Genomic DNA, 22,149 nt, shown 5'->3' on the forward strand with positions numbered 1-22,149 from the left:
TCATGTCTGCCTCTCACCAAGACCGCCCCCTGCGGTCCTGGCTGCTCGCCACGGCGCTTGCCCTGGCGGCTTCCAACTCCGCCTCGGCGGAGCCCCTGACCCTGTCCGACGCGCTGAGCCGCGCGGCCAAGGCCGACCCCGCGCGCCCCGCCCTGCAGTCGCGCCTGAACGCCGCCGAAGCGGGCGTTCGACAAGCCAATGTCCGTCCCAATCCCGTCATCGGCCTTGATGTCGAGGACACCGGCGGCACGGGCTCGTATTCCCTGCTCGATCGCACCCAAGCGACAATCTTCTACCAGCAGAGCCATGAGCGCGGCGGCAAGCGCGCCGCCCGCACCGCCCTCGCGCGCAGCGACATCGCCCAGGTTCGCCTGCGCGACGACGTCCGGGTCCTCGACCTCTTCCACGAAGTGGAAACGGCCTGGATCGAGGCCGCCGCCGCTGAAGCCGAAGCCCGCCTTGCCGCCGACCGCCTGGCCCTGGCCAAGCGCGCTCAGGCGGAGGTGTCTCGCCGGGTGAAGGTCGCGCGGGACCCGCTGTTCGCCGGCGCCCGCGCCGACGCCCAGGTCACGGAGGCAGAGATCACCCTGTCTCAGGCCCAGACCCGAACAGCCAATGCGGCGCGCGCCCTGACCGCATTCTGGGGTGGCGGCGACGCCGAGATTGATCCTGTCAGCCTGGAAGACCTCTCCGCCGCCGACCGGGCGGCAGGACCGGCCTCGCCGGTCGACCTGGCGCTGTGGGAGGCGCATCGCGTCGCCGCGATCGCGAAGGTCAGGGTCGAGGAGAGCAAGGCCGTCCAGGACCCCACCTGGCGCGCCGGCCTGCGCTGGCTGAACGACAGCGGCGATGTCGCCGCCATCGTCGGCGGCTCGATCCCGCTGGGACGCTACGACACCAACCGAGGCGCGATCGAGCAGGCCCGCGCGACCCAAACGGCGGCGGACCTCGACTTGGTCAGCGCCCAGGCGGTGCTCGAGCGAAAGATCGCCGCGACCCAGGCCCTGCTGGCCCAGAAGGCCAGCGAGGCGCGACGGATCGAGGCCGAGATCGTGCCGGCCAACGCCCGGACGGTCGATCTCGTCCGTGAGGGCTTCAACCGCGGCGGCTTCAGGTATCTCGACGTCCTCGAGGCCCAGAAAGCGCTGATCGAGGCGCGCGCCCGCCGCCTCGCCATCCTCAAGTCCTTCCAGCTCGACCGCGCCCAACTCGACCGCCTGACCGGTGCGCACATGAGCCTGATGCCTGCCTCGGAGTCCGCCCGATGATCCGCCTTTCGCGCCCCGGCGCATCCCTGGTCCTGGCCCTGGCCGGAACGCTCACCCTCGCCGCCTGCAGCGAGGGGCCCAAGTCCGCCAAGACCGAAGCCCACGCCTCTGACGCGGGCGACTACGAACGCGGCCCCCATCGCGGCCGCATGCTGCGCGACGGCGACTTCGCCCTGGAGGTCACGATCTTCGAGGACGGCGTCGAGCCGGAGTTCCACGTCTACGCCTACAGAAAGGATAAGCCGCTGGCGCCGAAGGATGTGCAGCTGAACATCACGCTCTCGCGGCTCGACGGCGAAACCAACCGCTTCGTCTTCACGCCGCAGGAGGACTACCTGCGCGGCCAGGGCGTGGTCACCGAGCCGCACTCGTTCGACGTCGCGGTCACCGCAACGCAAGCCGGCAAGTCCAGCGCCTGGCGCTACCCGTCCTACGAGGGCCGCACGACGATGTCGGCCCAGGCGGCTCAGGCCGGTGGCGTCAGGACCGAAATCGCCGGCGCGACGCCGATTGCCGAACGGGTCGACATGGCCGGCCGCGTGGAGATCACGCCCGAGGGCAAGGGCGAGGTCCGGGCCTGGTATCCGGGCCGCATCATGAGCCTGAACGGCAAGTTGGGCCAAACCGTCCGCAAGGGCCAGATCCTGGCGCGTGTCGAGTCCAGCGAAAGCCTGCAGACCTATGCGATCCCGGCGCCGATCAGCGGCGTCATCGTCGAGAAGAACCTCAATGTCGGCGACGTCGCCGGCGAGCGGGCCATCCTGGTCATCGCCGATCCGACCAAACTGCACGCTGAGTTCTTCGTCTATCCGCGCGACGCCGAGAAGGTGCGGGTCGGTCAGCCTGTCGAGGTGCGCAGCCTGTCGGGCGACACCAAGCTGCAGGCCGAGGTCGAAGCGGTGCTGCCGATGGCGGACCTGGCCAGCCAGACTCTGCTGGCCCACGTGCACCTGCCCGGCGGCGCCGACAGCGCTTTCCGGCCCGGCATGGGAGTCGAGGGCTCGTTCCAGGTCGGGGCGACGAACGCGCCGCTGGCGGTGCGGACCAAGGCCATCCAGCGCTTCCGTGATTTCCAGGTCGTGTTCGTCAAGGTGAAGGACACCTACGAGGTTCGGATGCTGGAGCTGGGTCGCCAGACGCCTGAATGGACCGAGGTGCTCTCCGGCCTCAAACCCGGCGCCGAGTACGTCACCGACGGCGCCTTCCTGATCCGCGCGGACATCGAGAAGTCCGGCGCGAGCCACGATCACTAAGGAGGCGACATCATGCTCGAACGCATCATCGCCGCCGCGATCCGGCTGCGCTGGATCGTGTTGGCCCTGGTCGCCCTATCGGCGGCCATAGGCGTCTGGAGCTTCCAGCGCCTGCCGATCGACGCGACGCCAGACATCACCAACGTCCAGGTCCAGATCAATACCCAGGCCCCAGGCTTCTCGCCTCTGGAGGCCGAGCAGCGGATCACCTTCCCGGTCGAGACCGCCATCGCCGGCCTGCCGGGCCTGCAATACACCCGCTCGGTCTCGCGCTACGGCCTCAGCCAGGTGACGGTCGTCTTCAAGGACGGGACCGACATCTACTTCGCCCGCCAGCTGGTCGGCGAACGGCTGCAGAGCGCCCGCGCTCAGCTGCCGGCCGGGCTCAACCCGGAGCTCGGGCCGATCTCCACAGGTCTGGGCGAGATCTTCATGTACACGGTGGAGGCCAAGCCCGGCGCGCGCCGTCCTGACGGCCAGGCGTGGACGCCGGAGGACCTGCGCACGCTGCAGGACTGGGTGATCCGGCCACAGCTGCGCAACACGCCCGGCGTCACCGAGGTCAACACCATCGGCGGCTATGAGCGGCAGTACCACGTCACACCCCTGCCCGATCGACTCTCGGCCTATGGCCTGACCATGGGCGACGTCGTCGCGGCGCTGGAGCGCAACAACGCCAATGTCGGCGCCGGCTATGTCGAGCGTTATGGCGAGCAGTATCTGGTCCGGGTCCCCGGCCAGCCGACGGGCGTCCAGGACCTGGCCGCCGTCATCGTCGCCAGCCGCAACGGCGCGCCGATCCGGGTCGCCGACGTCGCTGACGTCGGTCTGGGCAAGGAGCTACGAACCGGCGCCGCCACCGAGAACGGGCGGGAGGTGGTGCTCGGCACGGTCTTCATGCTGGTCGGCGAGAACAGCAAGACAGTGGCCCGCGCCGCCGCCGACCGGCTGGAGCAGGCGACCAAGGCCCTGCCGCCCGGCGTCACCGCCAAGCCGATCTATGACCGCACCCACCTGGTCGACCGGGCCATCGCCACCGTCGAGAAGAACCTGATCGAGGGCGCGGTGCTGGTGATCGTCGTGCTGTTCCTGCTGCTGGGGAACATCCGCGCGGCCCTGATCACGGCGGCGGTCATCCCGCTGGCGATGCTGCTGACCATCACCGGCATGGTGCAGTCGAAGGTGTCGGGCAATCTGATGAGCCTGGGCGCCCTGGATTTCGGCCTGATTGTCGACGGCGCAGTGATCATCGTCGAAAACTGCCTGCGCCGCCTCGGCGAGGCCCAGCATAGGGAGGGCCGCCTGCTGACGCGGGACGAGCGGTTCTCGCTGACCGCCGGCGCCGCCAGCGAGGTCATCAGGCCATCGCTGTTCGGGATCCTGATCATCACCCTGGTCTTTGTGCCGATCTTCGCCCTCACCGGCGTCGAGGGGAAGATGTTCCACCCGATGGCGATCACCGTGGTCATCGCCCTGACCGCCGCTCTCGTGCTGTCCCTGACCTTCGTCCCCGCCGCCGTGGCCTTGTTCGTCACCGGCAAGGTCGAGGAGAAGGAAAGCCCGATCATGCGCGGCGCACGACGCCTGTACGAGCCCGCCCTGGAGATGGCCCTACGCCTGCGCGTGGCCTTCGTCGCCGGGGCGCTCGTGCTGGTGGCGATCGCCGCGCTGGCGGCGTCGCGGATGGGTTCGGAATTCGTGCCCAATCTCGATGAGGGCGACATCGCCATGCACGCCCTGCGCATCCCGGGCACCAGCCTGTCGCAGGCCGTCGCCATGCAGTCGGCGCTGGAAGCCAAGATCAAGACCTTGCCAGAGGTCGAGCGGGTGATCGCCAAGATCGGCACGGCCGAGGTCGCCACCGACCCCATGCCGCCGTCGGTCGCCGACACCTTCATCATGCTGAAGGACCGCAAGGACTGGCCTGACCCGCGCAAGCCCAAGGTCGAACTTGTCGCCGAACTGGAGGCTCTGGTCGCCCAGGTGCCTGGCAACAACTACGAGTTCACCCAGCCGATCCAGATGCGGTTCAACGAGCTGCTGTCCGGCGTGCGGGCAGACGTCGCGGTCAAGGTCTATGGTGACGACCTCGACCAGCTGCTGGAGCTGGGCAAGGCGATCGGCGGCGTGGTCGAGGGCGTCGAGGGCGCACAGGACGTCGGGGTCGAGCAGGTCACGGGTCTTCCCGTGCTGCAGATCACGCCGGACCGCGCGGCCCTGGCGCGCCTTGGCCTCAATGTCGACGACGTACAGTCGGTGGTGGCCACAGCCGTCGGCGGCACGGTCACCGGCCAGGTGTTCGAGGGCGACCGTCGCTTCGACGTCGTCGTGCGCCTGCCCGAAGCGATCAGGGGCAAGGTCGACGAGATCGGCCGCCTGCGCATCCCGCTGCCGGGAACCGTCGATCAGCCGCGCGGCTTCGCCCCGCTGCAGGACGTGGCCAAGGTCGAGACTATTATCGGTCCCAACCAGATCAGCCGCGAGGACGGCAAGCGTCGGGTCGTGGTCACCGCCAACGTGCGAGGTCGTGACCTGGGCTCGTTCATCACCGAGGTGCAGGACAAGGTCGGGTCTGAGGTCGAGCTGCCGACCGGCTACTGGATCTCGTACGGCGGCACGTTCGAGCAGCTGATCTCGGCGGCCAAGCGGCTGCAGCTGGTCGTGCCGGCGGCGCTGCTGTTGATCCTGGGACTGCTGTACGTGCTGTTCCGATCGGTCAAGGACGCCGCCATCGTCTTCTCCGGCGTCCCGTTGGCGCTGACCGGCGGGGTGGCGGCGTTGCTCCTGCGAGGGCTGCCACTGTCGATCTCGGCCGGCGTCGGCTTCATCGCGCTCTCGGGCGTGGCGGTGCTGAACGGGGTGGTGATGGTCAGCTTCATCCGCGCGCTTCGCCAGGAGGGCGCCGACCTCGACACCGCGATCCGCGAAGGCGCGCTCACGCGTCTGCGGCCAGTGCTGATGACGGCCCTCGTCGCCAGCCTGGGCTTCGTGCCCATGGCCTTCAATGTCGGGGCCGGGGCGGAAGTCCAGCGTCCTCTGGCCACCGTGGTGATCGGCGGGATCATCTCTTCGACCCTGCTGACCCTGCTGGTGCTACCCGCCCTCTTCCGGCTGGCCCACGCGGCTCCGCATCAACGCGCCTAAGCCGACCGTGCTGCGCCGGCCCGGCCGGCGCAGCACGTATAGGCCCGCCCCTTCCACGCTTGACACCCTCACGCCCGATCCTTAATCGCGAACCGGTAGTGATATATTATATCATAACGATTCTCTTCGCGCCTTGGGGGCCTGATGACGTCCAGAACCTTTTACACCGCCCGCCGGGCGGGCGGCCTTCTTGTCGCCCTGGGCGCCGCGCCCGCCCTCGCCGCCGCCGTCCTGGCCACGCCGACCGCTGCCGAGGAGTTCGACGATCAAAGCACCCCGCTCAGTTCGGTGACCGTCGAGGGCGCGCGGACGGGCTACGCGGCCAAGACCGTGGCCATCGGCGGCAAGGAGCCGGTCTCGGTCCTGGAAGTGCCCAACACCATCAGCGTGATCACTCAGCAGCGCATCCAGGACCAGAATCTGGTGACCATGGTCGACGCCCTGGCCCAGATCCCCGGCGTGTACGTCACCACCTGGGACGGGCTGATCGGCCAGATCCGCTCGCGCGGCTATCTGCTCGACGTGTCGTATGACGGCATCCCAGCCTGGAACAGCGGCCAGGCCCAGGAATTCGACCTCGTCGTCTACGACCAGATCGAGGTGCTGCGCGGCCCGGCAGGCATTTTCAAAGGCTCGGGTCAGCCTAGCGGCACCGCCAACTTCGTGCGCAAGCGCGCTCCGGCCAAGTTCGCCGGCTCGGTGGGCGCGTCGCTCGGAACCTGGAACAACTACCGCGTCGAGGCCGATCTCGGCGGGCCGCTGGCCCTGAACGGTCGCCTGCGCGGACGCTTCGCCGGATCATACCAAGACCGCGGCTTCTATACGGATCGCTCGCACGAGGAGAAGGTCGTCGCCTACGGCGCGCTGGACTTCGACGTCACCGACCGCACCCTGGCCTCGGCCATGGTCACCTACCAGGACGACCAGGGCGACGCGATGAGCATGGGCCTGGCCAACTACCTGCTGGCCGGAAATCCACGAAACAACCAGTTCCTGGACGTTCCGCGCTCGACCAACCAGTACCCGGACTGGAACCTCAACCTCTACCGCACGCTCGAGTATTCCGCCGACCTTCGCCACGAGTTGGCCAATGACTGGGTGCTGCGCGCCAAGGCCACCTATCGCGACCAGCGCAAGGTCTTCCGCGACGGCTTCCCCACGCCCGGCACGGGCTTCAACCCGGTCACCGGCCGCTTCAGCAGCTATAATCGCCGCGAGAACGACGGGACCACCGAGCGCACCGGCGTTGATCTCTACGCCTCAGGGCCGCTGGACCTGTTCGGCCGCCGCCACACCCTGACGGTGGGCTACAGCTACGAACTCTACGACAACGAATACACCACCATCACCAACCTGCCCTACACGGGCGCGCCGGCCGGATCGGGGATTGCGCTGGGCGAGGCCGCCGCGATCCCCAGGCCCAACTTCGTCCACAACAACGGCGGCATCACCCGCACCGAGCAGAGCGGCGTCTATGGCCAGGGCCGCTTCCAGATCCTGGACGGCCTGACCGTGGTGGCCGGCGCGCGCCTCAGCAACTTCGACTCCAAGTTCCGCAACATCGCCCCCAACCCCAGCCCGACGACCTTCGCCAGCCAGGGCCATGAGACCGGCGTGCTCACCCCCTATGGCGGCGTCGTCTACTACCTGCGTCCCAACATCACCCTGTACGGCAGCTATTCGGACATCTTCATCCCACAGACGGCGCTGAAGTGGACCGAAAGCGGCGGCACGACGCTGGACCCGCGCGAGGGCCGGCAGCTGGAAGCCGGGATCAAGGGCAGCTTCTTCAACGAAGGCCTGAACGCCTCTCTGGCCATCTTCCGCACCCGCGACGTCAACCGCACCTTCACCGACATCGCTCACCCGGGCTTCTTCCTGCAGCTGGGCAAGGTCGAGGTGCGCGGCGCAGACTTCGAAGTGACGGGTCGCCCCGCGCCAGGCGTCGACCTGTCGTTCGGCTATTCGTTCCTGGAGACCGAATATCTGGAGAACTCCACCGCCAGCCTGGTGGGCGCAGCCTTCGACAGCTGGGAGCCCAAGCACACGCTCAAGGCCTTCGCCAAGTACACGCCCAGCGCGCCGGGCTGGAACCGCGCCTGGATCGCCGCCGGCGTTCTGGCTCAAAGCCGCTTCATCGGGGGCGGCGTCGCAGGCGTCCGCGACCAGGCGCCCTACGCCCTGCTTAGCCTGCACGGCGGCTATGCGTTGAACGACAAGGTCTCGGTCTCGGCTTCGCTGAACAACACCTTCGACAAGGTCTATTACGCCCGCGTCGGCGGACCCAACACCTACAACACCTACGGCGACCCGCGGAACGTGACCGTGGCGCTGCGGGCGCGGTTCTGATGAGCGTCCTGGCCGTCTCGGCGCGCCATCAGCTGCGGCTGATGGCGCGCGACAACCGCCTGCGCTGGCTGGCCCTCGCCGTTCTGCTGCTAGCGTCCGTCAGCCTGGCGACCGGCGCCGCGCGCCTCCACGCGCAGGGTCTGGAGCGCCAGGCCGCCGCGCGTCAGGACCAGGCGATCTGGGATGCGCTGGGACCAATCAACCCGCACGGTGCGGCCCACGCTGGCCGCACCGTCTATGCGCCGGTCTCGCCGCTGGCAGCCTTCGATCCCGGCCTGAACGACTATCTGGGCTCGTCGGTGAAGCTGGAGGGGCACTCGCAGAATCCTTCGCGCGACCGCCCCATGGAAGGCGGCGCGGCGATCAGTCGGTTCGGCGGCTTCTCGGCTGCTTGGGCGCTGCAGGTCGTCGGGCCGCTGCTGATCGTGCTGGCGGGCTTCACCGCCTTCTCCGGAGAGCGGGCGCGCGAGCGGCTCAAGCAGGCGCTGGGCGCCGGCGCTTCGGCGCGCGCGCTGGTCCTGGGCCGCTTGGTCGGTCTGGCGACCGCTTCGCTTCTGCTGCTGGCGGCATTTGCCGGCATTGGCGTCCTGGCGTTGCTGGCCGGGGGCGCGTTCTGGACTGAAGGCTTGGCGCTGCTGGCGATGACCGGCGGCTCTGGCCTGTATTTGCTGACCTTCGCCGCCCTGACCATCGGCGTCTCGGCCCTGGTGCCATCGGCGCGCGGCGCTCTGGTGACGCTTCTGGCCTTCTGGGCGGCGGCGACCTTACTGGTTCCGCGGATCGCGCCGGCTGTCGCCGAGACGCTACATCCGACGCCCAGCGCGCCCGCTTTCGAAGCGGCCGTCACTGACGAGGCCAAGAACGGCGCCTCAGGGCACGATCCGGCCGATGAACGCCTCGCCGCTCTCAAGGCCCAGACCCTGAAGACCTACGGCGTGGATACGGTCGAAGACCTGCCATTCAACTTCGATGGCGTGGCCCTGGAGTTCGGCGAGAAGAACTCCACCGACACCTATAACCGCCACTACGACGCTTTGTTCTCGGCCTATCGCCGCCAGGACGCCGTGCAGCAGGCCTTCGGCCTGGTGTCGCCGGGCATGGCCGCCGCGCCCTGGTCGCGCGCCTTCGCCGGCACGGACTTCGCCGCCCATCGCCTGTTCCTGCGTGAGGCCGAGACCTATCGTTACGCGCTGATCCAGGCCCTGAACCGCGACGTCCGGCTGCACAAGCCCAAGACTGCCGATCCCTACAAGGCCGACGTCTCGGCGATCGCCGCCAGCCTGAAGTTCACGCCGCGTCGACCAACCTTGGCGCAGATCTGGACGGCTCAGTCAGTCAATTTCCTGATCCTCGCAGCCTGGGCCCTGACGGCGCTCGGCTTTGCCCTCTTCGCCGCCACCCGCCTGGAGCGCGCGCCATGACCGGCTTCCTGACCTTCGCGACGGTCACTCGCCACGAACTCAAGCGGGTCCTGCGCGACCGCGCCCTGCCCTGGCTGCTGATCCTGTTCGCCGCGCTCGCCGCCTACGGCGCCTGGAGCGGCGCACAGTGGACCGCCAAGCGCGCCCAGACCGTCCAGCTGCTCACCGACGAGATCGGTCCGATCATGGAGATCAAGGCCAAGCAGCTGGCTGAGTCCCCACCCGGAACCTGGCCGTTCTCGGCAACGCCGCAGGTGGCCCCATTCCGCCTGGTGCTGACGCCTGGCCCGATGGCCCCGCTGTCAATCGGCCAGGCCGAGGCCTACCCCTACGCCGCGCGGATGATCCCGCTCGAGAACATCACCATGTTCGACCCATTCAAGCTGGACGTCGACAACCCGGCGGTGCGGGCGGTCGGCCGGTTCGACCTGGCGTTCGTGATCGTCTTCGTCCTGCCGCTGGTGCTGCTGGCGGCCAGCTTCGACCTGTGGTCGCGAGACCGCGAGCGCGGCGTGTCGGCGATGATCCTGTCCCAGCCGGTCACGCCGCTGGCCGTCATCGCGGGCAAGGCCGCAGCGCGGGCGATCGTCGTCCTGCTCCCAGCCACAGCCCTGGTCCTGGCGGCGCTGGTCGCCATCGGCGCGCGAGCGCCGCTGGGCCTGATCGCCACGGCGCTGGTGGTGCTGGCCTATGGATTCCTCTGGATCGTCCTGGCCGCGCTGATCAACGTCTTCATCCGTCGCTCGACCGAAGCGGCCCTGGCGGCCGGCGCGGTCTGGCTGCTGATCGTCGTGCTGGCGCCGGCCCTGAGTCTGGCAACGGCCAACATCCTGTCCCCGCCCCCATCGGAGCTTCGGTTTTCGGCTGACTACGCCCAGCAGAGCCGCGCCATCCGCACCGAGCAGCGCCTGGCCCGAGAAGCCCTGGGTCCGGAGGTCGTGGCCGATCCCGCCCCGAAGGTCCCCGACCGCATCCGCAAGTTTTTCGTCGAACGCACCGTCGAAGATCGCCGGCTGGCGCCGCTGATCGATCGTCAACTGGCCGCCCGTGAGCGGAGGCGTGACAGCCTGAATGCCCTGCGCCTCTTCCTTCCCGCGGTCGCGGCGCAGGACGCGCTGGATCGGATCGCCGGCTCCGACGCCGATCGCGCCGTCGCTTTCCAGGGCCAGGCCATGGCCTTCATGGTCCGCGCCAAGGCCTGGCTGGGCGATCGCCTCGATCGCGACCTGCCCATGCAGATGGAAGACTACGGCCGCCTGCCCCGCTTTGAATATCAGGAGGCCAAGGGCGGCGCCTTCCAGGCCGGCGTGCTCGTCGACTTGGCCGTCCTCCTCGCCGCCATCGCCCTGCTCGCCGTCGCCGCCGTGTTCGGCCGCCGCGCCGCCGCCCAACTCTGAGAGCCTAGCCATGCTGACCGCGACCACCCTGACCAAGCGCTACGGCGACCACACCGCCCTGAACGGCCTGGACCTGAGGGTCGAACCCGGCCAGATTCATTGCCTGCTCGGCGCCAACGGCGCAGGCAAGTCGACGACCATCAAGCTGTTCCTGGGCCTGCTGCAGCCGACCAGCGGCTCGGCCACGGTCGACGGGATCGATGTGGCGGCCGACCCGCAGAGCGCGCGGCGGCGTATGCTCTATATCCCCGAGACCGTCGCGCTCTATGACGAACTGACCGGCCTGGAAAACCTCGCCTATCTGGCTGAACTGGGACAGGTTGCGGAACGCTCGCCCAGCCGCCTGAAGGATTGCCTGGCCGAAGCGGGCCTGCAGCAGGACGCCTTCGATCGTCGGACGGCGGGCTTTTCCAAAGGCATGCGCCAGAAGGTCGGCATCGCGCTGGCCATCGCCAAACAGGCCAAGGCGCTGCTGCTGGACGAGCCCACCTCGGGACTGGACCCGCAGGCCTCCGCGGAATTCCACGACCTGATCAGCCGCCAGCGCGATCGCGGCGCGGCGATCCTGATGGCCACCCACGACCTCTTTCGGGCCCGCGAGGTCGGCGACACGATCGGCCTGATGCGCGCCGGCCAACTCCGCCGCACCCTCGCCGCGAACTCGGTGACCGCTCTGGACCTGGAGGCGCTGTATCTCGAAGAGATGGGGCGCAGCGCCTAGCCGCCTGGGTGCAGCCCCGGCGCTTCCTGACCCGTGCGGGCGACATATTCCGTATAGCCGCCGCCGTACTGGTGGACGCCCTCAGGCGTCAGCTCCAGAACACGGTTGGACAGCGCGCCCAGGAAGTGGCGGTCGTGCGAGACGAAGAGCATGGTGCCCTCGAAGTCCGCCAGGGCCGCGACCAGCATCTCCTTAGTGGCCATATCCAGGTGGTTGGTCGGTTCGTCGAGCACCAGCAGGTTTGGCGGATCGAACAGCATCTTGGCCATGACCAAGCGCGCTTTCTCGCCGCCCGAGAGCACACGGCAAGGCTTTTCGACGTCGTCGCCCGAGAAGCCGAAACAGCCTGCCAGGGTGCGCAACGCGCCCTGGCCGGCTTGCGGGAACGAACGCTCCAGCGACTCGAAGATCGTCTCTTCGCCGTCCAGCAGGTCCATGGAGTGCTGGGCGAAATAGCCCATCTTGACGCTGGCCCCGATATTGACCGCGCCCTGGTCGGGCTTGGTGTCGCCGGCCACCAGCTTCAACAGCGTCGACTTGCCGGCCCCATTGGCGCCGAGCACGCACCAGCGCTCCTTGCGGCGCACCAGGAAGTCGAGACCGTCATAGATCGGCTTGGCGCCATAGCCCTTGTGGACGTTGCGCAGGCTGATCACGTCTTCGCCCGAACGCGGCGGGCTCTGGAACTCGAACTGCACCGACTGGCGACGGCGCGGGGCCTCGACGCGTTCGATCTTGTCGAGCTTCTTCACCCGGCTTTGCACCTGGGCGGCGTGCGAGGCGCGCGCCTTGAACTTCTCGATGAACTTGATTTCCTTGGCCAGCATGGCCTGCTGGCGCTCATACTGCGCCTGGCGCTGCGCCTCGCCCAGCGCGCGCTGCTGATCATAGAAGTCCAGATCCCCGGAATAGGTGATCAGCTGACCGCCGTCGATCTCGACCACCTTGCCGATGATGCGGTTCATGAAGGCGCGGTCGTGCGACGTCATCAGCAACGCGCCATCGTAGTTCTTCAGGAACGCCTCGAGCCAGATCAGGCTTTCCAGGTCCAGGTGGTTGCTGGGTTCGTCCAGCAGCATGCCGTCAGGCCGCATCAGGAGGATGCGGGCCAGCGCCACGCGCATCTTCCAGCCGCCGGACAGCATACCGACATCACCGTCCATGCGCTCCTGGCTGAAGCTGAGGCCCGCCAGCACTTCGCGAGCCCGCGCTTCCAGCGCGTAGCCGTCCAGCTCCTGGAAGCGCTCCAGCACCTCGCCATAGCGCTCCATGATGGTCTCGAGCTTGTCGGCCTGATCCGGATCGACCATGGCCGCTTCCAGCGTGGCCATCTCGGCGGCCAGCGCGCTGACGGGGCCGACGCCGTCCATCACCGCGGCGACCGCACTCTGGCCCGACATCTCGCCGACATCCTGGCTGAAATAGCCGATCTTCATGCCGGGATCGATCGCGACCAGTCCGTCGTCAGGCTGCTCCTGGCCGGTGATCATGCGAAACAGCGTGGTCTTGCCGGCGCCGTTCGGGCCGACCAGGCCGGCCTTCTCACCCTTCTGGACGCCCATCGAGGCTTCGATGAACAGGAGCTGGTGGCCGTTCTGCTTGGAGATGTTGTCGAGGCGGATCATGGGCGGTCTGCTAGCGCGAGCCGGAAGAGAACACCAGCCTTCTAGGGCTGCGCACCAACCGTCTCGAGTTGGCGACCGGCGCAGCGCTCCGCCCGAACGGGATTGCAGATCACCGCCGCGCCGTTGGGTAGCCGCACGGCGTAGCTGGGGAAACGCGGATCAGGCCACAGATAGTCGGTCGAGACGTACTGCGCGCCGCTGGCGAAGGCTGCGGTCCTGCGGGTCGTGTCGGCGCCGCGGGCCTCGATAGTCTCGGAGTCGGCGCGCGTGCGGACGATGAAGCCCTGGCGCACGGCGGCGCGGATCCGCTCGCCCGCCTTCAACGGATCGTTGATGGTCAGATAAGCGGCGGCCGGGCTGGCCTCGTCGGTGTTGACGAACATGGCTCGCCCCTGCAGCGACGGATGGCCTGCCAGATACGAGGCGATCTTCTCTCCCTTCTCGTCGAGGGCGAAGAACACCTTGCCGCGCGCGGCGTCCAGCTTGGGCCAGCCGCCGGCCAGCACGCCTTCTCGAAGCGTAGCGTGGCCGCCGCGCACCTGGTCCGGCGTGATAAGGCGGCCGTCGCCGAACACCGAGCGGATCTCGGCGTCCAGCGCGTCCCAGGCTGCGGCGTCGAAGTCCAGCGCCGCGACGCCGCCGGGCATCGAGGCCTTGCCGGTCTTGGCGTTGAGCATGATCAGCATCGGCGCGTGGCCGGGATGGGCCTTCGACCAGGTGCTGATCTGCGTCAGACACGCCACGAAGGTCAGGCACGAGCTGCGGAAGTCGATGTCGGGAATGTGTAGGGTCTTGAAGCCCGGCTTGGCCATCGCCGCCTGGAAGGCCGCATCGACCGGGATCCCGCCGCCCAACGCCGTCAGCGGCTTGGCGTAGCGCCCGCCCTGCGGATCGTGGAGCACGTCAATCTCGATCTGGCGCGCGCCGGCGTCCAGTTGCTCGGTCAGCGGCCGATGGGCGTAGTCGATGCCCAGGGCCAGGGGCGAGACGGCCAGCATGGCGTCCATCTCGGCCTTGGGGATGGCCTGCTTGTAGCTGTTGTGGGTGCCGACGACCTGGATGTCGGTCATCGATAGGCCCGGTTGGGCGGCCAGCAGCAGCGCCGCGAGAAGATCGAGCATCGAAAGGCTCCTTACGACTTGGGGAGGCAGCGCAGGGCGGCGCTGGCGGCGTCGGCGCCCGAGAGCGACGGCGGCAGCTCGCGCGTGCCGAAGGCGGTCGGCGCCGGCCCCATGGTCAGCACCAGCTTGCCGCCGCCGGCGATCTCGCTGTGGCGGAACCAGGCGCGATCGATGGGCTTGCCGTTGAGGGTCGCGGCTTGAACGTAGCGGTTGGCCGGATCGGCGACGCCCTTGGCCTCGATCTCGAAGGTCTTGCCCTCACCCAGCGCGATCTTGCTCTTCGTGAACAGCGGCGTGCCGATCAGGTAGAGGTCCTGGCCGGCCACCGGGAAAAAGCCCATGGCGTGGAAGGCGAACCAGCTGGACATGGCGCCGGAGTCCTCAGGGCCCGGCGTGCCGCCGCGCTCGTCCAGGAAGGCCTTGGATCGGTAGTCGATGATCCGTTGGGCCGACTTATCCGGCCGCCCGGCCCAGTGGTACAGCATCGGGACCAGGAAGCCCGGCTCGTTGGTCATGTCGAAGTGCAGGCGGTCGAAGGTGGCGTCCAGCCGCTGGATGAACGCCTCGCGGCCGCCGGAGAGCGCGATCAACCGGGCCACATCGTGCGGCGCGTACAGCGAATAGGTCCACAGGTCGGACTCGTAGAAGAAGTCTGGCCAGGTGCCACGCTTGGTCAGGTAGGGCTCAGCCCAGGTCCCGTCCGGCTTGCGCGGCCGCAGGAAGCCCTTGATCCCCTGATGGCTGAAGTCCTTGTCCCACAGGTTGGCGAAGTTGCCCGACTGCTTGAGATAGGCCTGGGCCACGTCCGGCTTGCCCAGTCCACAGGCCACCTGGGCGATTGCGAAGTCGTCATAGGCGTACTCGACCGTGCGCGAGCCGGCGCGGTCGTAGTCGGTGCTGATATAGCCTTTGGACAGATAGTCCGGCAGGCCACCGCGGCCTTCCTTCTCGGCGTCGGGCGGACTGACGGTGGCGTTCTTCAGCATGGCCTGGAAGGCGGTCGCATAGTCGATGCCTTGCAGCCCCTTCACGAAGGCGTCGGCGACCACGACGTCGGAATTGCTCCCGCCCTGGGTGCGGCCGTTGGCGTTGCCGACCCGCGCGTCCGGCATCCAGCCCTCATGCCGATAGACGTCGATCAGCGAGCGCAGCAGGTCGCGGCTGCGGTCTGGGTGGATCAGGGTCAGCAGCGGCCAGGCGCTGCGGAAGGTGTCCCAGACGGCCTGGTAATCGTCGTAATAGGGCTCGGTCGAGGTCCAGCCGGGGTTCTCGCCCGTGCGATCCGACGGCATCAGCTGCAGCTGGTAGAGCGCGGTGTAGAACTGGCGGCGATCGGACTCCCGGCCGCCCTCGACCTGGATCGGCGACAGCGCAGCGTTCCAGGCGGCCTGCGCCTGCTTGCGCGTCGCATCGAAGTCGCCCGCGTCCTGGGCGTTACGCCGCGCCTGCTCGACGCTGACGAACGAGATGCCGACGCGAGCATTGACCACCCGTCCGGCCTTGCCCGCGAAGTCGAAGACCGCGCCTAGCGGCTTGTCGCCCTCGACGGCGAGGCGCTGGTCGGCCTTGAAGCCTTCGGGACCCCAGACGCGCTGGCCGGCGGCGTCCTGGTCCAGGATCATCACGAAATGGACCCGGTACTCGCCGCCCAGGTTCCAGCCGCCGGTATAGCGGCCGACGCCGCGGATCTCGCGCGGCGAGTTCAGCGAGAGCTCACCACCCAGAAACTTCTGGCCTTCGCGGCCCGGGCTTTGGGTCAGGATGCGGTCCAGGCGCACGGTCAGGTGGGCGTCATCGCCCGAGCGGAAGGCATAGCGATGCAGGCCCGCGCGCTCGCTGGTGGTCAGCTCCACGCGCACGTCCGGGCGGGTCAGCGTGCCGGCATAGTAGCCAGGCTTGGCGACCTCTTGATTGGCCGGCGAAGCGATGTCGGCGAAGTCGACCGGACCGGTCGCCGGCATGATCCGGATATTGCCGTACTTGCCCGCCGCCCCCTGCAGGTGGAGGTGACTGTAGCCCAGAACGCGGCCGCCGCTCATGTAGCCGAACTTCGAGGCCTTGCCGTCGAAGCTCTCCATGTCCGGGCCCAGCTTGACCATGCCGAATGGCCGGGTCGCGCCTAGGAAGGCCTGTCCGTACCAGTCCGTGCCGATGAAGGGATCGACCTGGTCGACAGGCGCCCTGCCCTGCGCGACGGCCGCCGAACCATTGGCCAGCAGGCCGACCGCGGCGCAGGCCGCCAGAAGCTTGAGCGAGAACTTGCGCATGGCGGGCCTCGGATGGGATCGAGAAAGGTAGAAAGGCCGGCGACGCGAGGTCGCCGGCCCAGAAGGTTTGGAAGAAGGCTTAGAACTGGAAGGTCACGGCGGCGCGAATGCTGCGGCCGAAGATCGAGCTGCCGATATAGACGGACTTGCCCACCTCGCTGTTGTCGATCGTGCCCGCGCGCGGGTTGCCGTTCACCAGACCGATCTCGTCGGTCAGGTTGTTGACCACCAGGTTGAACTGCGTGTGATCGTTCAACTCGTAGCGGGCGCTCATGTCGACCTGCCAGTAGGCCGGCAGGTTGATCTGGTTGGCGACCTCGGCGAAACGCTGGCCGTAATAGCCGATGTCCGACTGCACCCGCAGGCGGCCGTCCATCAGGTTGACGCCCGGCGTGATGCGGAAGCTGTTCTTCGGGACCCGGATCAGGCGGTTCTTGGAGTAGTCGATCCGCTGGCCGGCGCTGTTGGTGTAGACGAAGTCGGTGAAGCGGGCGTTCTGGTAGGTCCACATCGCCCGGATGTCGAACCACTTGGTCGGACGCCACGAGCCCTCGGCCTCAATGCCGGTGGTCTTGGTGTCGCCGAACACGCGGTTCAGCACCAGCGTGCCGTCGGCGGCCGTGCGGTAGTCGCTGATCTCGTAGCTTTCGTAGATGGTGCGGAATCCGGTCAGGTACAGGTCGACGTTCCGGCGGCTGAACTTCACGCCAGCCTCGGTGAAGTTCATCGTCTGGATGACCGGATCGGCGCCGGCGTTCGACAGGAAGCTGGAAATGTTCGGCAGGCGGAACGTCTCGGTGTAGCGGGCGAAGACGCCGAAATCGCGCTGGAACTGGTAGTTGGCGCCCAGGGTCCAGGCGGCCTTGTCGAACTCGCGATCGTATTGGGCGAAGACGCCGTTGCCGACGGTCACCGAGTCATCCGCGGCCGTGGGGCTCTGATTCAGGTTGATGCGGCGGCGACCTTCGACCTGGCCGTCGATCTTGATCTTCTCCCAGCGCACGCCGCCGTCGATCCGCAGCTTGTCGGTGACCTGCCACTCGTCCGAGGCGTAGAGGGCGAAGGTCTTGGACGTGCCCTTGGCGTTGTTCCACTCCGAGCCGTAGGCCATCACCCCGCCGTTGGTGAACTGATACAGACGCTGGCCCGAGGCGCTCAGCAGATAAGCGTCCAGCACACCGGCGTTGTCACGCACGTCGGTCAGAACAGCGGCCGAGTTGGTGCCGTACTCCTCGTCGACCGAGGCGTAATAGGCGCCGACGGCCAGGTTGTGCGTACCTAGAACATCGAGCTTGGCCGTGAGGCGGGTGTCGGAGATGAACTCGTCCAGCGGCACGGTGTAGGAGCGCGCCAGGTTGACCAGGGCCAGACCGTTGCCATTCTGGCTGGCTTGGTTGAAGGTCGCGCCGCCCTCTCGATAGAACAGGCCCAGGCTCTGGCCTGCCCCGACAAAGCTGCCGTAGTTGGCCTTCAGCAGGTCAGCGGCGCTGGCGACACTGTAGGGCGTGATGCTGTTGCGGCGCGTGTAGCTGTCGCGATAGCGCAGGCGCTGCTCGATCTTCACGTCGTCGGTCAGGGCGTAGTCGCCGGTGAAGGTGAACTGGTTCAGCTCGACCTTGGTGCCGTTGGCGGCGTCGAACTTGTAGGCGCCGTTCGGACCCAGGAAGTCGAAGTAACGGCTCTGCGGGCCGGCGATGGTGTCGGTCTTGACGTCGAAGCCCGGCACGCCAACCGGATCGCCCGAGGCGTTGGTCATGAAGATGCCGCCGGCGGCGTTGCCGATCGTCTCGTCGATGCGCTTGACGCCGAACATCACCGAGCCGCGGCTGAACTCACGCGACAGGGTGGCGCGGATCTGGCCGCCGCCGTCCTGCTGGTAACCGCTGTGACGCTGGCCGTCTGACACGCGGTAATAGCCGCCGACGAAGAAGCGCCAGTCGGTGTCGGCGATCGGACCGCCCAGCCAGCTGTCGATACGATGCGAGCCGAAATCGGCCGCCTCATAGCGAACCAGGCCTTCCAGGTGGTCGCCGCCGCGGCGGGTGATGAAGTTGATCACCGCGCCCGGAGCGTTCGAATAGAAGATCGACGACGGACCACCGCGCACGACCTCGACGCGCTGCGAAGTCTGGTCGACGCGCATCGACTGGTCGGCGTTCAGCCAGCCGAGACCGGCGTCGGCCTGGGCCGGAATGCCGTCTTCCAGCAGGCCCACGGTCGAGTAGCCGTCGTTGGGAATGCCGCGCACGCGGATGTTGCCGCTGGCTTCGCCCGACGAGTTCTCGATCCAGAAGCCCGGGACGTTCTTCAGCACTTCGCCGACGCCCACGGCGGCGCGAATCTTCAGGTCCTCTTCCGAGATGGTCGAGATGGCGTAGCTGGCCTCGACCTTCCGCTGGGCCGCGCCCGAACGGGCGGTGACGATGATCTCGTCCAGTGCGGCGGCGTTGGGCTGGGCGACCTGGGCCAGAACGGGCGAAGCGCAGGCGCTGGAGGCCATCAGGGCGGCGAGCAACGACCAGCGTCGGGCGGAGGGACGGAACATGAAAGGGACCCCTTGGTTGAGGCCGCCCATATGATAGGTTTTAGTATCGTTTTTACGACGATCCGTGTTTTACAAGGCTCTGGCTGGACGCGGCCAACGCGTTGGGAGAGGAAGGGCCCATGTCGGGTCATCGCAAACCAGTGCAGGAACGGTCGCGACGGACCTACGACTCCTTGCTGGACACGGCTGCCCACCTGCTGGGCGAGGTCGGCATCGAGAAGCTGTCGGCCAATCTGATCTGCGAGCGCGCAGGCCTGACGCCGCCGGCCTTCTATCGGTATTTCGACGACAAGCAGGCCATCGTCGTGGCTCTGGCCGAACGGCTGATGGAACAACAGAACGTCGTCCTGGAGGCCTGGGTCGCGCGCTACGGCCAACAGGATCTGGCGATGATCTCCAGCAAGGTGGTCGAGCTGATGCGCCAGATGCATGTGGTGACCTCAAGCGCGCCGGGGGGCCTTTGGACGATGCGGGCGCTACGGGCGATGCCGGCGCTGACCCACCTGCGCCTGGGGTCGCACAACTATGTCGCCGACCTGCTCACCGACATCTACGCGCCGCACTACCCGCATGTGCCACGCGCGCTGCTGCGTCGCCGCACGCGCCTGTCGGTCGAGATCGCCTATGCGATGGACGAGATGCTGAAGGAGGGCGAGGCCGAGGCCGAGACCCTGTTCGAAGACGCCTCGCACATCTTCGGCGCCATGCTGGAATATCCGGACTACGCGCCGAAGTAAGGCTGGCGAAACAGCCTCAGCGGCGCGCGAGACCCAGGCTGATGCGCCGCGCGGCGTCGGCGAGCAGGTCGCCCATCGCATCGCAGGCGCTCTCGCTGACCCGTTCCACCGGCGCCGAAACCGAGATCGCCGCGAACGGAACACCCCGATTGTTGCGGATTGCCGCCCCCACGCCGTTTTCGTTTGGCCAGTTGGTGCGGAAGGCCGTCGCGAAACCGCGCTCACGCGTGCGGACCAATTCGGCCCGCAATTTCTCGGGATCGATGACGGTCAGTTCCGTCACGCGAGTGAGGGGACGCGCAAGATAGGCGTCCAACTCCTCGGGCGGCAGAGTCGCCAGGATCGCTCGCCCCAAGGACGACGGATGCATCGGCCCCAGCCGCCATAGGGGCCAAGCGTGGACGACGGGGTTGATGCCGTCCAACCGCTCGACCAGCGCCACGCCGTTGTCCTGCCGAATGGCAAGATAGACCGACTCCAGCGTCCGCCGGCGAAGCTCTTCCATCACTGGAATGGCGGCTGCGCGCAGGTGTCGAACCGCAAAATCGGCAGGCCCGACCGCCAAGCCGGCGCGCAGGGATAGCGACCAGGCGCCCTTCTCTTCAGACACCGCCTCGATCCAGCCGGCTTCGCCCAGCGATTTCAGAGCGCGCTGGACGGTCGACTTAGGCAAGTCGAGCGCCCGCGACAGTTCCGAAACACCGGCCGGCTGCAAGCGGCCGAGCGTCTCGAGGATGTGCAGTGCCGTGTCGATGGGGCGCATAGATTGTCGTCGATAAGGTTGTACGCCCACTGAAGCTGGTTCGTGGGCCAATGCAAGTCAGCGCGCGACGAGGCGCGCCAACTCGCCACCGGCCGGCAGCGACTGGAGGTCCCAGACCGCCGCAACGACCGCCTTGGCGCGGGCTGCGCCCAGTAGCGGGCTCATCAGCTCCAGCGCCTTGGCCTCGACATCGGCCTTGCTCATCGGATGCGACGGGAATCCGGCGACCCAGGGCACGAAGATCTCGTGGCGGCGACCGCCTTCCTCCTCGACGATCACACGGGCCGACTCCGTTCGCGCCTTCCCCTCCTCATGTTCCTGAGCCGGGTCGTGGACGACGTCGATCCTCGCCATCAGCGCCTTGACCGCCGCATCGCCGTGCATGCGATCCAGGGACTGGGCCGAGACGAAGTCCAACCGCCCGTCGATCAGGATGATCGCGCTCAGATACCGCAGGTTCAGCGCCGGCATCTCGGCGTCGCGGAACGCCTGCCAGCGGCCGGGCATCGAAATGGTCACACTGCGCACCGGACGGCGACCGACCTTGGGGAGCAGCTGCAACAAGCCGTGGACGGCGGGCTGGGTAGGGCCGCCGACCGGATAACGCTTATAGGCCGTCTCCAGCAGTTCGCTCCGCTCGCCCAGTTGCTCGATCAGATAGTCGGGCCGTGCGCCCTCGCCCCGGAAGATCGGCGAATTGAACCAGCCGGTCGGCTGGTCGAAGCTGTCTCGCACGCCTCGGAAACCCGTCTCGACCATGAGCGCCGCCTGCAGGCCGTTGCGCGCGCCCATGCCGGCGAACACAAAGGACTTCTCGATGTGCTCGACGTCGAGCATCCACTGCCAGGAACCGGAGGCCTGCTGGGCGCAGTAGGTCAGCACATCTCCGATGCGGTCCTCGGGCAAGCGCAGAAGCGAGGCGGCCGTGGCCGCGGTCCCGAACACCGGCCCAAGGCCATGGTTGGCGATATTGGCCTTCTGCAGATTCTTATTGCCCAAGGCTCGGGGGATGCGGCCGGCCAGTTCGTAGCCGACGATCACCGATCGCAGCACCTCCTCGCCGGTGCGACCCCGCGCCTCGGCCAGGGCGATGGCGGTGGTCACCACGCTGGGTCCGGGCTGCACGAAGGACGCGGGATTGAAGTCGTTGATCTCCGCGCCATGGGCGGTCATGGCGCCAGCGAACACCGCGTCGACCAGCGCGGCCTTTTCGCTGACGCCCAGGATCGTCACGGCGCTTTTGCGCGCGTCGCCGCTCTGGGCCAGGGCGTAGGCGCGCGCCAGGCTGGAGGGCTCCAGGTCGCGGCAGGCGACCGCCGAGGCCAGGGTGTCCAGGATGTGCCGTCGCGCCAGTTCGCGATGCTCCTCGGGGAAGGCGAAGCTCTGGCTGGAGGCGATGTAGCGCGCCAAGGCCGGCGTATAGCGCGGCCCTGGCGCCTGCCGTGCGAAGGCGGCGCCCGAGGGCGGCAGGCCGGCCAGCGCCACGGCGGCGGCCACGAAGTCGCGACGGTTGAACTTGGGCATGGCGATCCTTTGTC

Annotated in this window: 14 protein-coding genes; 8 read left to right on the forward strand and 6 right to left on the reverse strand. The window is 67.9% G+C overall.

All coding sequences use genetic code 11. The annotated features are described in order from the left end of the window. The first annotated feature begins 2 nt into the window (after positions 1-2). The 7 genes from E1H18_RS05095 (at position 3) to E1H18_RS05125 (ending at position 11,553) form a co-directional block, all read left to right on the forward strand. The gene (locus E1H18_RS05095; RefSeq protein WP_172264342.1) at positions 3-1,268 is read left to right on the forward strand and encodes a TolC family protein; all 1,266 of its coding nucleotides are present in this window, start codon (positions 3-5) and stop codon (positions 1,266-1,268) included. Further along, a complete protein-coding gene (locus E1H18_RS05100) occupies positions 1,265-2,521 on the forward strand; it encodes an efflux RND transporter periplasmic adaptor subunit (protein WP_172264344.1) in 1,257 nt (418 codons plus the stop codon). The genes E1H18_RS05095 and E1H18_RS05100 overlap by 4 nt, the downstream gene beginning before the upstream one ends. Before the next feature lie 12 nt (positions 2,522-2,533). Further along, positions 2,534-5,665 carry an efflux RND transporter permease subunit gene (locus E1H18_RS05105; protein ID WP_172264346.1) on the forward strand — a complete coding sequence of 1,044 codons (3,132 nt, stop codon included), beginning with the start codon at positions 2,534-2,536 and terminating at the stop codon, positions 5,663-5,665. A 144-nt stretch (positions 5,666-5,809) separates the two neighbouring features. Next, on the forward strand, positions 5,810-8,014 hold the full coding sequence (locus E1H18_RS05110) for a TonB-dependent siderophore receptor (protein WP_172264348.1): 2,205 nt from the start codon (positions 5,810-5,812) through the stop codon (positions 8,012-8,014). Next, positions 8,014-9,435 (forward strand): DUF3526 domain-containing protein, encoded by a 1,422-nt coding sequence (locus E1H18_RS05115; RefSeq protein ID WP_172264350.1) that lies wholly within the window; start codon positions 8,014-8,016, stop codon positions 9,433-9,435. The genes E1H18_RS05110 and E1H18_RS05115 overlap by 1 nt, the downstream gene beginning before the upstream one ends. After that, positions 9,432-10,832 (forward strand): ABC transporter permease subunit, encoded by a 1,401-nt coding sequence (locus tag E1H18_RS05120; RefSeq protein WP_172264352.1) that lies wholly within the window; start codon positions 9,432-9,434, stop codon positions 10,830-10,832. Before E1H18_RS05115 ends, E1H18_RS05120 begins: the two co-directional genes overlap by 4 nt. A 10-nt stretch (positions 10,833-10,842) precedes the next feature. Further along, positions 10,843-11,553, forward strand: coding sequence for an ABC transporter ATP-binding protein (locus E1H18_RS05125; protein WP_172264354.1), 711 nt, complete (start codon positions 10,843-10,845; stop codon positions 11,551-11,553). Here E1H18_RS05125 and E1H18_RS05130 read toward each other — a convergent pair. The 4 genes from E1H18_RS05130 to E1H18_RS05145 all read right to left on the reverse strand — a co-directional run bounded on the left by E1H18_RS05130 (position 11,550) and on the right by E1H18_RS05145 (position 19,111). Further along, complete coding sequence (locus E1H18_RS05130) at positions 11,550-13,178, reverse strand: ABC-F family ATP-binding cassette domain-containing protein (protein WP_172264356.1); 1,629 nt, start codon at positions 13,176-13,178, stop codon at positions 11,550-11,552. The genes E1H18_RS05125 and E1H18_RS05130 overlap by 4 nt on opposite strands. 41 nt (positions 13,179-13,219) lie before the next feature. After that, a complete protein-coding gene (locus E1H18_RS05135) occupies positions 13,220-14,299 on the reverse strand; it encodes a phosphatidylinositol-specific phospholipase C1-like protein (RefSeq protein ID WP_172264358.1) in 1,080 nt (359 codons plus the stop codon). A gap of 11 nt (positions 14,300-14,310) precedes the next feature. Next, positions 14,311-16,566 (reverse strand): GH92 family glycosyl hydrolase, encoded by a 2,256-nt coding sequence (locus tag E1H18_RS05140; RefSeq protein ID WP_172264360.1) that lies wholly within the window; start codon positions 16,564-16,566, stop codon positions 14,311-14,313. Between the two features lie 79 nt (positions 16,567-16,645). Then, complete coding sequence (locus E1H18_RS05145; RefSeq protein WP_172264362.1) at positions 16,646-19,111, reverse strand: TonB-dependent receptor; 2,466 nt, start codon at positions 19,109-19,111, stop codon at positions 16,646-16,648. A gap of 119 nt (positions 19,112-19,230) precedes the next feature. Here E1H18_RS05145 and E1H18_RS05150 point away from each other — a divergent pair, with 119 nt between their 5' ends. Continuing rightward, positions 19,231-19,848: a TetR/AcrR family transcriptional regulator gene (locus E1H18_RS05150; RefSeq protein WP_172264364.1), complete on the forward strand. Its 618-nt coding sequence runs from the start codon at positions 19,231-19,233 to the stop codon at positions 19,846-19,848. Positions 19,849-19,864: 16 nt separating this feature from the next. On the opposite strand, the gene E1H18_RS05155 is transcribed toward E1H18_RS05150, so the two are convergent. Both E1H18_RS05155 and E1H18_RS05160 read right to left on the reverse strand, forming a co-directional pair. After that, entirely contained in the window at positions 19,865-20,611 is a 747-nt protein-coding gene (locus E1H18_RS05155; RefSeq protein ID WP_172264366.1) for an IclR family transcriptional regulator, read from the reverse strand. Positions 20,612-20,668: 57 nt separating this feature from the next. Continuing rightward, positions 20,669-22,135, reverse strand: a complete 1,467-nt coding sequence (locus tag E1H18_RS05160) for an MmgE/PrpD family protein (RefSeq protein ID WP_172264368.1) — start codon at positions 22,133-22,135, stop codon at positions 20,669-20,671. Positions 22,136-22,149: the final 14 nt, after the last annotated feature.

The sequence above is a fragment of the Caulobacter sp. RHG1 genome (genome assembly GCF_013181195.1).
Classification (GTDB): Bacteria; Pseudomonadota; Alphaproteobacteria; order Caulobacterales; family Caulobacteraceae; genus Caulobacter.

Excerpts from the sequence above, each read along its gene's own strand:
- E1H18_RS05095 (WP_172264342.1), top strand. The coding sequence starts at position 3 with ATGTCTGCCTCTCACCAAGACCGCCCCCTGCGGTCCTGGCTGCTCGCC.
- E1H18_RS05100 (WP_172264344.1), top strand. The coding sequence starts at position 1,265 with ATGATCCGCCTTTCGCGCCCCGGCGCATCCCTGGTCCTGGCCCTGGCC.
- E1H18_RS05105 (WP_172264346.1), top strand. The coding sequence starts at position 2,534 with ATGCTCGAACGCATCATCGCCGCCGCGATCCGGCTGCGCTGGATCGTG.
- E1H18_RS05110 (WP_172264348.1), top strand. The coding sequence starts at position 5,810 with ATGACGTCCAGAACCTTTTACACCGCCCGCCGGGCGGGCGGCCTTCTT.
- E1H18_RS05115 (WP_172264350.1), top strand. The coding sequence starts at position 8,014 with ATGAGCGTCCTGGCCGTCTCGGCGCGCCATCAGCTGCGGCTGATGGCG.
- E1H18_RS05120 (WP_172264352.1), top strand. The coding sequence starts at position 9,432 with ATGACCGGCTTCCTGACCTTCGCGACGGTCACTCGCCACGAACTCAAG.
- E1H18_RS05125 (WP_172264354.1), top strand. The coding sequence starts at position 10,843 with ATGCTGACCGCGACCACCCTGACCAAGCGCTACGGCGACCACACCGCC.
- E1H18_RS05130 (WP_172264356.1), bottom strand. The coding sequence starts at position 13,178 with ATGATCCGCCTCGACAACATCTCCAAGCAGAACGGCCACCAGCTCCTG.
- E1H18_RS05135 (WP_172264358.1), bottom strand. The coding sequence starts at position 14,299 with ATGCTCGATCTTCTCGCGGCGCTGCTGCTGGCCGCCCAACCGGGCCTA.
- E1H18_RS05140 (WP_172264360.1), bottom strand. The coding sequence starts at position 16,566 with ATGCGCAAGTTCTCGCTCAAGCTTCTGGCGGCCTGCGCCGCGGTCGGC.
- E1H18_RS05145 (WP_172264362.1), bottom strand. The coding sequence starts at position 19,111 with ATGTTCCGTCCCTCCGCCCGACGCTGGTCGTTGCTCGCCGCCCTGATG.
- E1H18_RS05150 (WP_172264364.1), top strand. The coding sequence starts at position 19,231 with ATGTCGGGTCATCGCAAACCAGTGCAGGAACGGTCGCGACGGACCTAC.
- E1H18_RS05155 (WP_172264366.1), bottom strand. The coding sequence starts at position 20,611 with ATGCGCCCCATCGACACGGCACTGCACATCCTCGAGACGCTCGGCCGC.
- E1H18_RS05160 (WP_172264368.1), bottom strand. The coding sequence starts at position 22,135 with ATGCCCAAGTTCAACCGTCGCGACTTCGTGGCCGCCGCCGTGGCGCTG.